9 protein-coding genes are annotated in these 15,595 nt (G+C 65.9%); 3 read left to right on the top strand and 6 right to left on the bottom strand.

Going from position 1 to position 15,595, the window contains the following annotated elements:
- Positions 1–22: 22 nt before the first annotated feature.
- Positions 23–3,472 carry an indolepyruvate ferredoxin oxidoreductase family protein gene (locus I6F31_RS08755; RefSeq protein ID WP_225185271.1) on the bottom strand — a complete coding sequence of 1,150 codons (3,450 nt, stop codon included), beginning with the start codon at positions 3,470–3,472 and terminating at the stop codon, positions 23–25.
- Positions 3,473–3,624: 152 nt separating this feature from the next.
- On the opposite strand from I6F31_RS08755, the gene I6F31_RS08750 reads away from it, so the two are divergent.
- Together I6F31_RS08750 and I6F31_RS08745 are read left to right on the top strand one after the other, a co-directional pair.
- Positions 3,625–4,080, top strand: a complete 456-nt coding sequence (locus I6F31_RS08750; RefSeq protein WP_036021113.1) for an Lrp/AsnC family transcriptional regulator — start codon at positions 3,625–3,627, stop codon at positions 4,078–4,080.
- A 244-nt stretch (positions 4,081–4,324) separates the two neighbouring features.
- Positions 4,325–8,431 (top strand): GAF domain-containing protein, encoded by a 4,107-nt coding sequence (locus I6F31_RS08745; RefSeq protein ID WP_225146294.1) that lies wholly within the window; start codon positions 4,325–4,327, stop codon positions 8,429–8,431.
- On the opposite strand, the gene I6F31_RS08740 is transcribed toward I6F31_RS08745, so the two are convergent.
- The 5 genes from I6F31_RS08740 to I6F31_RS08720 form a co-directional block, all read right to left on the bottom strand.
- Complete coding sequence (locus tag I6F31_RS08740; RefSeq protein ID WP_035997356.1) at positions 8,405–8,746, bottom strand: hypothetical protein; 342 nt, start codon at positions 8,744–8,746, stop codon at positions 8,405–8,407. The two genes, I6F31_RS08745 and I6F31_RS08740, sit on opposite strands and share 27 nt — an antisense overlap.
- Before the next feature lie 225 nt (positions 8,747–8,971).
- Entirely contained in the window at positions 8,972–9,964 is a 993-nt protein-coding gene (gene galE / locus I6F31_RS08735) for a UDP-glucose 4-epimerase GalE (RefSeq protein WP_225126571.1), read from the bottom strand.
- Positions 9,965–9,983: 19 nt separating this feature from the next.
- Positions 9,984–10,787 carry a WecB/TagA/CpsF family glycosyltransferase gene (locus tag I6F31_RS08730; protein WP_035997366.1) on the bottom strand — a complete coding sequence of 268 codons (804 nt, stop codon included), beginning with the start codon at positions 10,785–10,787 and terminating at the stop codon, positions 9,984–9,986.
- Positions 10,780–13,155, bottom strand: coding sequence for a Wzz/FepE/Etk N-terminal domain-containing protein (locus tag I6F31_RS08725; RefSeq protein WP_225185270.1), 2,376 nt, complete (start codon positions 13,153–13,155; stop codon positions 10,780–10,782). Before I6F31_RS08725 ends, I6F31_RS08730 begins: the two co-directional genes overlap by 8 nt.
- 282 nt (positions 13,156–13,437) lie before the next feature.
- Positions 13,438–14,238 (bottom strand): class I SAM-dependent methyltransferase, encoded by an 801-nt coding sequence (locus I6F31_RS08720; protein ID WP_109142329.1) that lies wholly within the window; start codon positions 14,236–14,238, stop codon positions 13,438–13,440.
- Between the two features lie 322 nt (positions 14,239–14,560).
- On the opposite strand from I6F31_RS08720, the gene I6F31_RS08715 reads away from it, so the two are divergent.
- Entirely contained in the window at positions 14,561–15,589 is a 1,029-nt protein-coding gene (locus I6F31_RS08715; protein WP_035997377.1) for a glycosyltransferase, read from the top strand.
- Positions 15,590–15,595 lie beyond the last annotated feature (6 nt).

The following is a 15,595-nucleotide window of genomic DNA, read 5'->3' as shown; positions in this document are numbered from 1 at the left end:
CTGAAGCGTCCGCGGCGCCGCGTCAACCGGTGGCGTGCATCCTTGCCGGCGATGGCGTGTCCAGTTCGGCGAGCAGCCGCTCGACTTCGGCCTTCACCTTCAAAATCGCGATGTCCTTCACCGGGCCATAGCCGCGGATATCCATCGGGCCTTTGGCGATCGCCACGAGATTTGGCAGATGCGCCGCATCGAGCTCGCCCAGCATCCGATCGACCAGGCCTTCATACCAGGCGATCAGTTCACGCTCGGCGCGCCGTTCCGCGGTGTAGCCGAACGGATCGAACGGCGTTCCACGCAGTGCTTTCAAGCGCGCGAGCATGGCCAGAGGCACCTGAATCCACTGGCCGAAGGCGCGTTTGCGCGGACGTCCCCGTGCATCGCGCCGCGACTTCAGAAACGGCGGGGCGAGGTGGTACTGGATGCTGAAGCCGTCCTCGAATTCACGCTTCAGCTCGTCGAGAAAGCCGCTTCGCATGTGCAGCCGCGCCACCTCGTACTCGTCCTTGTAGGCCATCAGCTTGAACAGGCCGCGAGAGACCGCCTCGGTCAGCGCCTGGCTGTTCAGCTTGGCCTCGGCATTGCGGACCTTTCCGACCATCGCCCGGTAGCGCGCCGCGTAGGCGTCGTCCTGATAGGTCGTGAGGAACTCGGCGCGCCGGGCAATGATCTGGTCGAGCGTCTCGGCTTCAGGTGCCTTGTCCGAGGTCGGCAGAAAATCCGGATCGGCAGCGGCGATCCGGCCCCAGGCAAAGGCCTGCTTGTTGCGCTCGACCGCGACGCCGTTGAGCTCGATCGCGCGGAGCAGCGCCTGCAGCGAAACAGGGACGAGACCGCGCTGCCAGGCAAAGCCCAGCATGATGATGTTGGCGTAGACGGCATCGCCGAGCAGGCGCTCGGCCAGCGCATTGGCATTGAACCTGTCGAGATTGTGCTCGCCGATGACCTGACCGATTGCGCGCAGGCGGCTTGGCGCAGCGAGATCGGCGTCGCGGAAGCGGACCACGTCGCCGGTCGGCATTTCCGCGGTGTTGACGGCGGCACGGGTGCCGCGGCGATATGTGCCTGATGCCTTGGGCGAGGAGCTGACGACGAGGTCGCAGCCGATCAGCGCATCGGCCGCGCCCTGGTCGATGCGAACCTGGTGCAGCGCCTCGGGGCTCGCGGCCAGGCGAATGTAGCTCAGCACAGGCCCGAATTTCTGCGCAAAGCCGGTGAAGTCGAGCACCGAAACGCCGCGGCGTTCCAGATGCGCGCCCATGCCGATCAGCGCGCCGACGGTGATCACGCCGGTGCCGCCGACGCCGGTCACCAAGAGATCGTAGGGCCGCTCGAGCGTTGCGGGCGCGGGCAGGGGTAGTGTGGCGGCGCGGTCGGCCGCGTCGATATGGCTCGCGCTCTTCTTCCGCCGCGTCGCGCCTTCGACCGTGACAAAGCTCGGGCAGAAGCCGTTGAGGCAGGAAAAATCCTTGTTGCAGGCCGACAGATTGATCTGCCGCTTGCGGCCGAACGGCGTCTCCTTCGGCTCGACGCTGAGGCAGTTGGATTCGACCGAGCAGTCGCCGCAGCCTTCGCAGACGAGGTCGTTGATGTAGGCGAAGCGCTTGGGATCGGCCATCTGCCCGCGCTTGCGCCGGCGCCGCTTCTCGGTGGCGCAGGTCTGCTGGTAGATCAGCACCGAGACGCCGGGAACCTGGCGCAGCTCGCGCTGCACTGCATCCATCTCCTCACGCGGATGGATGGTCACGCCGGATGGCAGGTCGGCCGGCCTGAATTGCGCGGGATCGTCCGACACCAGGGCGATGCGCTCGACACCTTCGGCGCGGACGCTGTGGGCGATGGCATGGACGCTGACGGGCCCGTCGACCGGCTGGCCGCCGGTCATGGCGACCGCGTCGTTGAACAGGACCTTATAGGTGATGTTGGCCTTGGCCGCGATCGCCTGCCGGATCGCCATCGAGCCGGAGTGATAATAGGTGCCTTCGCCGAGATTCTGGAACACGTGCTTGCGGCCGGTAAATCGCGATGAAGCAGCCCAGTTCACGCCCTCGCCGCCCATCTGGATCAGCGAGGAGGTCTCGCGGTCCATCCAGCTCGCCATGAAGTGACAGCCGATGCCGGCGAGCGCCTTCGATCCTTCCGGCACTTTGGTCGAGGTGTTGTGCGGACATCCCGAGCAGAAATAGGGCGTGCGCGTCGCGCCGCTGACATTGATCGTTCGCGCGGCTTCCGGCATCAAGGCGGCCGCGCGCGCGGCGAGATTGAGACCCGGAAACATCGGATCGAGCCGGCGCGCGAGCACGTTCGCGAGCGCGCGAGGCGACAATTCGCCGATCCAGGAGATCAGCCGTACGCCGGTTTCGTCGTGCTTGCCGACCATGCGCTCGGGCTTGCTGCCGGGATAGTCGTAAAAATACTCCTTGAACTGGCTCTCGATGATGCCGCGCTTCTCCTCGACCACCAGGATCTCGCGCTTGCCTCTCACGAACTCCATCGCGTCGTGCAGCGCCAGCGGCCAGACCATGCCGACCTTGTAGACGTCGATGCCGATGCGGCGACAGGCCGCTTCATCGAGGCCCATCAGCCGCAGCGCTTCCATCAGGTCGAGATGCGCCTTGCCGGTGGTGACGATGCCGTAGGTGGCGCTGGGGATATCGTAGATGTGCCGGTCGATCGGGTTGGCCTTGGCAAAGGCGTAGACCGCGTGCTTCTTCGCTTCCAGCCGTTCCTCGATCTGCGGGCCCGGCAAATCGGGCCAGCGATAGTGCAGGCCGCGCGGCGGCGGCGTGAAGTCTGGCGTGCGGAAGAGGCGCGGCGGGCGGAGCGCGACGGAGGCGCCCGATTCCACGATCTCGGAGATCGCCTTGAAGCCGACCCACATGCCGGAGAAGCGGCTCAGCGCGTAGCCATATTCGCCGAACGCCAGATATTCGCCGACGTCCGAGGGGTGCAACGTCGGCATGAACCAGCTCATGAAGGCGACGTCGGACTGGTGCGGCATCGAGGAGGAGACGCAGCCATGGTCGTCGCCGGCGACCACCAGCACGCCGCCATGCGGCGAGGAGCCATAAGCGTTGCCGTGCTTGAGCGCATCGCCGGACCGATCGACGCCCGGGCCCTTGCCGTACCAGAGCCCGAACACGCCATCGACCTCGCGGTCGCCTTGCGTCTCGACCTGTTGCGATCCCAGCACCGCGGTAGCCGCGAGGTCCTCGTTCACGGCGGGGAGGAATTCGATGCGGTCCCGCTTGAGCCGCTGCTGGATGCGCCAGAGCTCGAGATCGATGCCACCGAGCGGCGAGCCGCGATAGCCGGAGATGAAGCCGGCGGTGTTGAGCCCGGCCGCACGGTCTCGTCGCGCCTGATCGAGCGCGATGCGGACGATGGCCTGCGTGCCCGTGAGGAAGACGCGGCCCTCCTCGCGTTCATAGCGATCGGAGAGCTCGTACGTGTCGAGTGACGGAGTGGCGTCCATGGCGGACCTCGCGCGGCATCCTGCCCAGTGATGGAAGGCTATGCCCGGGCCGCTGGTAAGTCTTACCTATTTATCCCTTCTGCTATGGAAATTCGGTACAATTTTGCATGCAGGCGTCCAATCTGGTAGATCTGCTCGAACTGGAGCCTCCCATGATCGAAGAGCAGGACACCCGCATTCTCGCCCATCTCCAGCGAGATGGCCGCGCCACCAATCAGCAACTCGCCGACGGGGTCGGCATGTCCACCTCGGCCTGCTGGCGGCGGGTGCGGGCGCTGGAGGAGAGCGGCGTCATCCAGGGCTATGCGGCGCTGGTCGCGCGCGAACGGGCAGGCTTTGCGATGTCCGCCATCCTCCACGTCTCGCTGGAGCGGCACGATGCAAAGTTCGTCGATGAATTCGTGGCGAGGGTCACCAAGCGCCGCGAGGTGCTGGAGTGTTTTGCGACCACCGGGGACGCCGATTATCATTTGCGCGTCGTCGTGCAGGACATGGCGGCCTACAACCGCTTCCTCGACGAGTTCATGTTCCGCATCCCCGGCATCCGCTACGTCCGCAGCAACGTGGTGCTGAAGGAGATCAAGACCAGCGTGGCGCTGCCGTTTTGAAGGAGGTGCTACGGCACAGCGATATCAACCTCCCGTAAACCAACACAGGCTGCAAAGTGGTAACTGAACATGCCATTCGTAGGCGGTTCGGCGTCGCGGCGGTATTCCGGTCAGTTTTGTCGCGCTCGTTCGCAGCTCGTTCACTTTGATCGACGGTTTGCGCCGCGCAATAACGACCACTTAGGCGATCGCCGCGCATAAAGGTCCCGGGAAAAATAGGCAGAAATGCCTGGGAGCTGAGATCGTGCCGACGACACTCGCGCGCACCTTTGCGGCGTTGAGCGCCATCAATGAAGCGATCCTGTACGCGAGATCGCCGGAGGAGCTGTACCAGAAGGTCTGCGACGCCGGGTTTTCGAGCGGGGATTTTCTGGCCGTTGCCGTTTTCCTGGTCGAGCTGGACGGCCGAAGGCTGCGCTACGCGGCCGGTTGTGGCGATGACGTTGCGCGGCTCCGCTCGATCGTGATCACGACGGAAGCCGGGACGCCTGAAGGATCCGGCGTCGGCGGCGAGGCGTTTCGCGATCAGAAGCTGTGCGTCAGCAACGACTATCTGAACGATCCGCGCTCGCTGGCGTGGCGCGAAGGCGCCGCCAAGGCGCATATCGGTGCGGCCGCGGCGCTGCCGCTGCTCTGCAATGGCAAGAGCGTCGGCGTATTGTATGTGACGCGGGGCGAGGCCAACTCGCTGAACGAGCAGATGGTGTCACTGTTCGAGCGCATGTCGGCGAACATTTCCTACGCGCTGGACAATTTCGCCCGTGAGACCGCGCGGCAGACCAGCGAGCGGGCGACGCGGCGCCTCAACCGCATGTTCGGCGCCATCAGCGCCACCAACGAAGCTATCCTGCGCGCCAAGACCGAGCGGGAGCTATACCAGCTCGTGTGCGACGCTTCGGTCCACAGCGGCAAGTCGCTGGCGACCATCGTGCTACTTCGCGAGCCGGACTCGCACTGGATGAAGCCTGTCGCCGCCACCGGGCAGAACCTCGATCTCGTCACCCAGGCACGCTATTCGGTCGATCCGGACAATCCTTACGGCAAGGGTATCTCGGGCGAGGTGTTCCGGACGCAGAAAGCCATTGTCGAGGACGATCTCGCCAGCCGCACCAGGGGCACGCCGTGGGAGCAGGCCAACGTCAACACCGGCGTCGCCGCCTGCGTGGTCGCGCCGTTGATCAGGCACGGCGAGAGCGTCGGCGTGCTGCTGTTCTTCATCAGCCGGTCCTGGGCCAAAGACGAGGAGATCGTCGCGCTGCTGCTGCGCATGGCCGAGAACGTCTCCTTCGCGATCGAGAATTTCGGCCGCGAGGCCGAGAAAGCCCGGATCTCCGCCGAAGAAGAGTGCCTGGCGCGCATGTATGCAGCGCTCAGCGCCACCAACGAGGCGATCCTGCGGGCACGGTCGCGGGCTGAGCTGTTCGACCTCGTCTGCGAGGCGACCGCAACGGGAGCAAAGTTCACCTCAGCCACCGTCGCGCTGGTCGACGATCGGACCGGGCTGCTGCGCGTCGTCGCCTGCTACGGCCCGAATGCGGATCAGGTTCGCAACTTCACGTTCTCCACCTCCGACCAGGTGCCCGAAGGGCGCGGCTTGACCGGCACCGCGTTTCGCACGCGCCAGCCCGCCGTCAGCAACGACGTGCTCGCCGACGACCGCATTGCGCCCTGGCAGGCCAGCGCCCGCCGCACCGGCATCGCATCCTCCGCGGCCTTGCCGCTGTTCAACGGCGACCGGGTCGAGGGCGTCTTTCTGTTCAACTCCCCGGAGCGCGGCACCTTCACGCCGGAGCTCGTCGAGCTGCTGCGCAAGCTTCAGGCCAACGTCGCCTTCGCGCTCGAAAGCTTCGACCGTGCCGATGAGAAGGCGCGGGCGGACAAGCAGCGCAATCGTCTGAGCGGAATGTTCGAGGCGCTGAGCGCGACCAACGAAGCCATCATGCGCGCCAAGACGCGCGAGGAGTTGTTCGACGCGGCCTGCCAGGCGGCCGTGCTCGGCGATCTGTTCGCCTCGGCGACGATCGGCATCATCGACGAAGCACGCGAACTCGTCCGCGTCGTTGCCGTCAAGGGACGCTTGCAGGAGCGCATGAGCGGGCGTACCTGCACCATTTCCGCCGACCATCCCGAGGGCCAGGGCATCATCGGCACCTCGCTGCGGACGTGCCGGCCCAGTGTGATGAACGATTATCTGAACGAGCCGCGCTCCGCATATTGGCGCGGGCAGGCCATCGAGGATGGAACGCGGGCTGCGGCGAGCTTCCCGCTTCTGAGAGCGGGACGGGAACCGGTCGGCATTCTGCTCTTCCTCGCACCGGAAGAGAATACGTTCACGCCCGATCTGGTCGAGCTGCTCGGGCGGCTCGCGGAGAACGTCTCCTTCGCACTCGACAATTTCGAGCGCGCCGAGGAGAAGGCCCGCACCGAAGCGCAGAAGGAGCGCCTGACGCGCATGTTCGCGGCGCTGAGCGCGACCAACGAGGCGATCATGCGCGCGAAGTCGCGGGCCGAGCTGTTCGACCTCGTCTGCCTTGCGGCGTCGAACGGCGCCAAGTTCACTTCGACCACGATTGCCCTGGCCAGACCCGGCACGGACCAGCTCGAGATCGTCGCCGCCGCAGGTCCCTCCGCCGGCACCACGCGCAATGTCCGTCTTTCCGTCGATCCCGAACGGCCGGAAGGGCGCGGCATGAGCGGCACGGCGTTCCGCACGCGCCAGCCCTGCATCAGCAACGATTATCTCAACGACGACCGCGTCCGTGTCTTCCACCCCATCGTGCGCGCGGACGGCGCGCGGTCGGGCGCCGCGTTTCCGCTCATCGTGCACGACCAGGCGGTCGGCGTCATGATCTACATGTCGACCGAACCGGCGACCTTCACGCCCGAATTCGTCGAGCTGTTGCAGCGCCTCGCCGACAACGTCTCCTTCGCGATGGAGAACTTCGATCGCGCCGACGAGAAGAACAAGGCCGACGAGCGCATCGAATACCTCGCCTCGCACGACAGCCTGACCGATCTGCCGAACCGCGAGACCTTCAACGCCCTGCTGCGCGAGGCGATCGATGCGGCGCAACGCCACGATCACCGCTTTGCGGTGCTGTTCATCGACCTCGACCGCTTCAAGGTCATCAACGATTCGCTGGGTCACGAGGCGGGCGACCTGCTCCTGCTCGAGGTGGCGAACCGTCTGCGCGGCGCCCTGCGGGCGAGCGACGTGGTCGCGCGGCTCGGCGGCGACGAGTTCGTGGTGATCCTCGACCAGTGCGGCGAGATCGAGGACGTCCAGCGCATCGCCACTGGGCTGCTCGCCGCGCTCGCCGAGCCCATGCAGCTGGCCGGCCACGAGTGCCATTCCACCGCCTCGATCGGCATCGCGATGTATCCGGCCAACGGCTCCGACGCCCAGACGCTGACCAAGAACGCCGACATGGCGATGTACCTCGCCAAGGAGGACGGCAAGAACGGCTATCGCTTCTTCTCCAACGAGGTGAAGACGCAGTCGATCGAGCGGCTGTCGCTGGAGAGCGCACTGCGCCGCGCGCTGGAGCGCGAGCAGTTCTCGCTCAACTACCAGCCCAAGGTGGACATGGCGACGGGTCAGATCACGGGCGTCGAGGCGCTGCTGCGCTGGACGCATCCCGATCTCGGCAGCGTCTCGCCGGCACAGTTCATTCCGCTTGCGGAGGAAACCGGGCTGATCGTGCCGATCGGCCGCTGGGTGCTGAAAGAGGCCTGCGCGCAGGCCATGGCCTGGCAGCGCCGCGGCCTGCTGCCGCTGTCGATGGCGGTCAACCTGTCGCCGCGGCAGTTTGCCGACGAGCATCTGTTGCAGGACGTGGACGAGGCGCTGGCGGCCTCCGGCATGTCGCCCGTGCTGCTCCAGCTCGAGGTCACCGAGAGCATGATGATGCGCAATGTCGGCCGCGCGCTTAAGGTGCTCGACTCCATCCAGAGCCGCGGCATCCGTCTCGCCATCGACGATTTCGGCACCGGCTATTCGTCGATGTCGCTGATGAAGCACTTCCCGATCGACACGATCAAGATCGACCGTTCCTTCGTGCGCGACCTGCCGCAGGATTCGGAGGATCAGGCCATCGCGCAGGCGATCATCAGCATGGGCAAGGCCCTCGGCATGACCGTCGTCGCCGAAGGCGTCGAGAACGCCGAGCAGGAGGCATTCCTGCGCGCCCATGGCTGCGACGAGATGCAGGGCTTCCTGATCTCCAAGCCGCTGCCGGCGCGGCAGATGGGCGAGCTGCTGCGGCCCATGGCGCTGCCCGTCGCGCCGCCGCTCCAGCCGGAAGCGGCCGACGAAGACGCAGCCTCAGGGCTGAAACGCGCTGTCGTCTGACGGCTGCGGGTGCAGCTCGCGCACCTCGTGCTCTTCCCCCTCGGCCTTGCTCGGAAAGTCCTGGGGACCGGTCAGTGAAGTCTGCTCGGTGAACAGCGCGAGAATGGCGCGCGCGCCCTCGGCGAAGCTCGTCCCTTCGCTCACGTTCAACGCGCAGCAGCTTGTTGCGCTCATCGGCTCCTGGTCGTCGACCACGGCCATCGCGGGCCCCCACCACCAGGCGGGCGCGGGCGAACGCTCGTTCTCCGGCACCACATGCCAGCGGACGAACTCCTCCATCACGCGCTCGAATTCCAGGCGGGCAGCCTGATGCATGTGGTCGATGCTCCCGGAATCGCGTCCGACGACGGGTCGACACGCTGACTAGATCGTCACGTCGCTCGGAAAAATCGGCTCGTGCAAGCGAACCGAACCATGAAAGGCCGACATGGCCGTCGGCAATGCGGATCGCGCGGCTGTCGGCAATGTGCCGGCGCAGCCGCGACAAGTCATTCTAGCCGCTGCAGGGCACGGCAAGCAAGCGATCGGAGCCGCGATTGCCTAACGCGGCCTGAACGGATGCGCCTTCTGATGCCAGGCCCAGGCCGTGCGGACGATCGTCGGTAGGTCGGAGTGACGCGGAACGAAGTTCAGCACCTTTCTTGCAGCAGAGGGATCGGCGACCAGAAAGGTGGGATCGCCGGCGCGGCGCGGCTTGATCGTGTGCGGCACCTCGCGCCCGGTCTCCTGCCTGATGGCGTCGAGGATCTCGCGCACGGAAAAGCCGGAGCCGGTGCCGAGATTGAAGCTGCCGCCGGCATGGCCTTGCTCCAAGAGCCTCAAGGCCGCCACATGCGCCGCCGCAAGGTCCGTGACATGGATGTAGTCGCGGATCGCGGTGCCGTCGGGCGTGTCGTAATCGTCGCCGAACACCGCGAACTCGACATGGCCCTGAAGCGCCATCATCGCGCGGGGAATGAGGTGGGTTTCGTTGTCGCGCAGCTCGCCGATGCCACCGGCCGGATCGGCGCCGCTGGCGTTGAAATAGCGCAGGCAGAACGCGCCGAAGCCATAGGCCGTGCGGTAGTCGGCGAGCATGCGCTCGATCATCAATTTCGACGCGCCGTAAGGATTGATCGGCGCGCAAGGAAAGTCTTCCGGCAGCGCCTTGGAATCGGCGTTACCGTAGACGGCGCCGGTCGAGGAGAACACGATGCGATGGCAGCCCGCGTTGCGCATCGCCTGCAGCAGCGACAGCGTGCCCTGGACGTTGTTGATGTAATATTTCTGCGGGTCGGACATGGATTCCCCGACGAGGCTCGCCGCCGCGAAATGCATCACCGCCGTGATCTTGTGGTCGGCGAAGGCGCGCGCCAGCGCCGTGCCGTCGAGCAGATCGCCCGTCACCAGCGGGCCCGATACGAAGCTGCGATGACCTGTCGAGAGATTGTCATAAACGACGGGCTGATAGCCGGCGGCGGACAATGCACGGCAGGCATGCGAGCCAATATAGCCAGCGCCCCCGGTGACGAGGACGGTCGGTCGGTCGGTCATGTCGTATTCTGCTCTTCTCTTAACGGAGGGGCCGGTTGCGGCTGAAGAGAAGATAGAGCGCGCGGGGGTTGGTGGTCAAATAACGCCAGAGCAGACGGCGCGGCTCGAGCAAGGTGCGCCAGGCCCATTCGAGCCCGATCTTCTGCATCCATTGCGGCGCGCGGGAACGACTGCCTGACAAGAAGTTGAACAATCCGCCGGATGTCTTGATGACGCCAACATTGGTCAGATGCGGCGTGAATTCCTTCACGAATGCCTGTTCGTTGGGCACACCGAGCGCGACCCACAGATAGTCCGGTGCCAGGGCGTTGATCTCCTCGACCTTGGCACGCAGCGCCTCGCCGCGCAGATAGCCGTGGCTGTGCCCGACGATCTTGAGATGTGGATACATTTTCTGGACGTTCGCGACCGCCGCGGCGTTCTCGGCCTCGCTTGCGCCGAACATGTAGAAGGTGCGGCCGGCGGCTTCGGCCTTGCGCGCGACGACGTGGAACAGGTCCGTGGTTGCGACGCGCTCCGGCAGCGGGAACCAGGATTGCAGCTTTGAAGCGGCGACCAGCGGCTGTCCGTCGGCGTTGATCAAATCGGCGGCACGGAACAGCTGCTCGGTCTGCGGCTCGGTCGAGCAGCGCGCCAGCACCTCGCCATTGGCCGAGGTCAGGAACAGCGGACGGCCGATACGATGGTCGGGATTCGTCGCCTCGATCATGAAATCGGCGGTCTCTTCCAGGTCGATCGCGGCCATGCGAAGTCCGCCGACGGTGATTCTCGGCACCTCGGCAGTTGCTGCCCGTCCGTCGAGGTTGACGCGGCGCTCAAGCATATTGTCTGCCTCGCTGGCGCGTTTGCATTGCAGGGGTGAGCTCGTCGAGCACGACGCCGACGAGCTTGCGCTCGGCCGGGCCGAGCGCGGCTAGGATCTCTTCCAGGCTGTCGTTGATGTCGAGGCTGGTCGGCAGCACGGCCACCAGCGAGTCGACGTCCTCAAGCAGCTTGCGGCCGCCGGCCGCGAGCGGAATGGCCGGGCCGTCGAGGATCACGAGATCATAGCCGCCCGCGGAATGGGCCTGCACAATCGCCTTGTGGATGGCATCGGCGGCTTTGCCGGCGTCGCCGTCGGCGGCCGGCAGCACCGAGATGCCGTTGACCGTCTTGATCTCGCGCGCGTCCTTGCTGCCGATCGAGAGCCAGCCGAGCCTGCTCGGCTCGCTCTTGCCGGGACGGATGACCCTGTTCGTGAGCGAGCGCGCCTGATGGTCGGCATCGATCATCAGCACGCGGGCGCCGTCGCGTGCGGCCGCCAGCGCGAAGTTCAGCGCGGCCACGCTGCGGCCGCTGGTCTTGCCGGTGCCGACGAGCGCGACGACCGGCATCGCCTTGCCGCCGGCGCGCCGCGTCACCGCGGCGCGCATGTCGCGCCAGGCGTTGAGCAAGCTCGTCATGGGAAAGCCGGGGCGCAGCGTCGGCCAACCCAGCCGCGTGAGATCGACGCCGCCGCCGGTGGGAAGTATGGCGCCGAGCGTATGGATGACGTCGGCCTCCTGGAAGCGTGCGATCAGCGGCTTCTCGATCACGGGCTGCTCGACCATCGAAGGCTGCAGCGGGGGCGCGGCGAGTTCCGGCATCGACGGCGCAGCTTCAGGAGCGCGCGGGGCCTGGCGCGGCTGAGCAACCTCCGCAGCGCGCGGGAGCTCCGGTGCTCGGGACGCCTGCGGCGCCGACGAGCGCTCACGCCGAGCGGGTGTCGGCGTCGCGGGCGCGGCTGCACCGGCGAAAAGCAAATCTGCAACGACGAACCAGCTCGATGCTGCGATCGCCCCGAAGATGAAGCCGATCATGGCGAACAGGCTCATGGCCGGCGGGAACGAGCGCCGCTGCGGCACAGTCGCCTCGCCGATGACGCGGGCGGCCGAGGTGTTCAGGCTCTCCTGCTCCTCGGTCTCGCGGGAGCGCTTGAGAAAGGATTGATAGACGTCGCGGCTGGCATCGGCTTCGCGCTCGAGCTCGCGCAGGCGCACGGCGGCCTGGCTGAGCTGGACGCTCTGCCGCTTCTGCGCTTCCAGCGCGCGGTTGAGCGAGGCCTCGAAGTCGCGGGCGCGCGTCAGATCGTTCTTGGCGGACTGGGCGAAGCGGTCGATCTCCTCGTTGATGGTGCGCTTGAGGTCCTCGACCTGCTTCTCGGTCTGGCGCAGCGCCGGATGGCGCGGACCGAGCTCACCGGCCTGCTCCGCATATTTCTTCCGGGCGTCGGCATATTGCGCGCGCAAATTCGCAATGGTCGGCGATTGCAGCGCCTCCGGAATCGCGCCGGCATCGGCAGCGGTGCGGCGGCTCGCCTCGATCTGGTCGAGCCGCGCCTGCGCGTCCATCGTCGCCGCGCGGGCCGCGGAAAGCCGCTGGTTGCTGGCGGAGAGCTGCTGATCGCTGATCAGCGCATCCTGGGTGCCGACGAAATTGTTCTGGGCCTTGTAGGTCGCCAGCGCGGTCTCGGCGTTACGCAGCCGGTCGCGCAGCTCCTTCAGGCGGCTGGAGAGATCGTTGGTGGCGCGCCGTGCCGCCGAAGCCTGCGACTTGCGGGATTCGGAGAGATAGGCATTGGTCAGCGTGTTGGCGAGCATCGCCGCCTTGGCGGGATCCGTCGACCAGACCTCGATGTCGACGATGAAGCTCTTCTCGGTTTTGCGGATCGCGATGTGCTTGTTCAACGCATCGAGCGCCGCGAGCTCCACTTCCCTCTTCTCCGCAGCGGAGGGCGCGCGCGGTTGCAGGCCGATCAGGCCGAGCAGCGACGACATCAGGCTCCCAGCCTCGCCGCCTCCGAATTCCGGATCCTTGTCGAGGCCGGCCTGCTGGATCACCTGGAGCAGCACGCTGTTGGAGGTGATCAGGCGCGCCTGGCTCTCCACCACCATGGCCATGCCGGTGACGTCCTGGGCCCGGGGCGTGAGCTCGCGGTCGACGAGCTGAAGCTCGCGCGGGTCGACATAGAGCTGAGCGGTGGCGGTGTAGCGGGGCGTCACGCTCTTGCCGATCGTGACGGCAAGCGCCGCACCGAGCAGGGCGGCCGCGGCGATCGCGACCTTCCGCCGCCAGAGCAGATTGGCGAGCTCCAGCACGTTGAAGCCGGCCTGAGGCTTCCGTTGCGCGGCCTCCGGTCTGGCTCGATCGATCGGCTGGCTATAATCAAGCATGATCCCCAGCTTTCATTCCAAGTGCCGCGGGCTGAGGGGTTACTCTTCGCTTTACGCCACGCACCCGGGATATAGGTGCCCAATCAACGCAACAGGGAAAATTAACCATACTCATTGTGGGACTATTCACCGAAATGGCAAACAAAGCGTTTAAGCGCATGCCATCCCTCGGCGCCTTCCTGTGAACCTCGCGATACCCGCTCCTTAACGGTTCGTTACCGCGCGCAGCATGGCCGCGAGCCGTCGTTCGTCCGTTGATGGGCCGCGCACGTGCCATCGCCGTCAGATCCTCCGAAGGATGACGTGATAGTCGCCGCGGCGGACGTCGGTGCCGCGCGGCAGCACGGCGTTGAGCACCGCGGCCCCGGCGTCGACCAGGGCCGCAAACAGCGGCTTGCGCCGGCGCATCTCGGGATAGCGCGGACTCTCGACCTCACGACGATAGATCATCTCAAGGCCGTTGGCGGCCGCGAATGCTTCCAGCCGCGGCAACGTCACCAAGGGATGGAAGAACGTCGGGAACGGCGGCTCGCCCGGCAGGCCGGCGTCCTTGATGCCGCGGATGTGCCGGTAGAACCAGACGTGAAACCAGTGCGGCGAATATTTGGTGACGAACCCGGAGAGCGAGCGCGGATTCGGTGCGCCGATCAGGATCATCCCGCCGCGCCTCAGCGCATCGCGGAAGTTCAAGAGCGCGGCGTCGACATGGGGCAAGTGCTCGATCACGTTGTAGCAGATCACGAGATCGAAGGTCTCGCGGGCGAAGCTGTAGGTCTGGACGTCGCCGAGGATCGCCTCGTCGGCGTAGGTGTTGTTGCGGACCTGGTCCTCGTCGATGTCGACCACGGTGACCTTGCTGCGGCTCAGCAATTCCGGTGGCAGAACGCTGCACGAGCCGCCGCCCGCCTCATAGATCGCGAGGCGGCCCTGCGGCAGCTCGCGGCACAGCACGTCGTGGACGGCGAGCAGGCTGTCGCGGGCTTCGCCCGGAACGAGATCATGGAGCGCCTCGGCATATGGTGCAGCCGCGGGGAATTGGATCGCCGTGGCTGTCGCGAAATCGATCGGGGCTGGCTTGTTCATGGATTCTGACCGCGCTTGTTCTATTCAAATTTACAGGAAAAAATGCGCCTGCCCGAAGAGCAAATCCGATGCCGCACCGTCTCACCGGTCGCAGTGCTTACGGCCCGGTTAATGCGCATGCGCATTAACTACGGTATTGTTCATGTTGGAGCGTTGTCGGCGCATGGACCGCCAATTGCAGCACGACGCGCGGCGAACTTGGTGGCTATGTGCCGCGCGGCAGCCGTTCATTTTGAAACGCATCTGTCCCGCGGCGATGTGCCGTCGTGGGACGCGCGATCGAAGCAGGGATTCTTCAATACATCTCGGACATCTAGATCTCATGACATTGATCCCGACAGACCTGTCTGCGGCCCGGATCGCGGATGCCGTGCGCGATCCCAACCGGGAGATCGTGGCGAGCTCTCGCGTCATCGACCTGTCGGTCGGCATCGTCGTCTGCGTTCCATGCTTCCGTCGTCCGCAACACCTGCGCCTGACGCTGGAGTCGCTCGCGAACCAGCGCACCCCGCGTTCCTTTGCCGTCGTCATGGTCGAGAACGATGCGGTGCGGCGCGAAAGCGCGCCGGTTGCCGCGGAGTTCTTGGCCGATGGGAGGCTTCAGGGCGTCTGCCTGATCGAGAAGCGACAGGGAAATTGCCAGGCGATCAATGCTGCCTTCGAGACGGCGCAGCAGCTGTTTCCCGCCGCCACCCGTTTCCTGATGATCGACGACGACGAGATCGCATCAAGCGACTGGCTCGAACTGATGGTCCGCACCGCGGAGGCGACCGGCGCCGAAGTGGTTGGCGGGCCGGTGCTGCCGGTCTTCGACGACGACAGCAAGCCCTGGCTTTCGCGTCATCCCGCCTTCTGTCCCGCCTACGACTACAGCGGTGCGGTGCCGCTGATCTACGGCTGCGGCAATTGCCTGATCACGCGTGCCGCCTTCGAGCGGTTCGACCGGCCCGCGTTCGACCTGCGCTTCAATTTTCTCGGCGGCGGCGACTGTGATTTCTTCGTGCGGTGCCGTGACGCCGGTATGCTGTTCCACTGGACGGCGGAGGCCGTCATCACCGAGACCGTGCCGCGTAGCCGCACCAGCCTCGGCTGGATCGCAAAGCGCGGCTTGCGCATCGGCGCGATCAATTATCGTGTGCAGTACAAAGCCGCCCCGAGCGCAGCAGCGCGGGCGCGGGTGTTTGCGCAGATGCTGGGCCGCTTGCCGCTGTCGCTGCTTCGCGCCGCCGCCTTGTTGCCGTCGTCGAAAGCCGTCGTCGCGATGCATCCCGTGATGGTTGCGTTTGGCGCCGCCCTGGCGGCCCTCGGCCTCGAGCCGAAGCCTTACGAGGCCTCGAAGATCGCGTCCTGACGCGGC

The organism is Bradyrhizobium sp. NBAIM01, from assembly GCF_020194115.1.
GTDB lineage: Bacteria > Pseudomonadota > Alphaproteobacteria > Rhizobiales > Xanthobacteraceae > Bradyrhizobium > Bradyrhizobium yuanmingense.
Note: the sequence above shows the minus strand (reverse complement) of the source record. Positions and strands in the feature narration are given on the sequence as shown.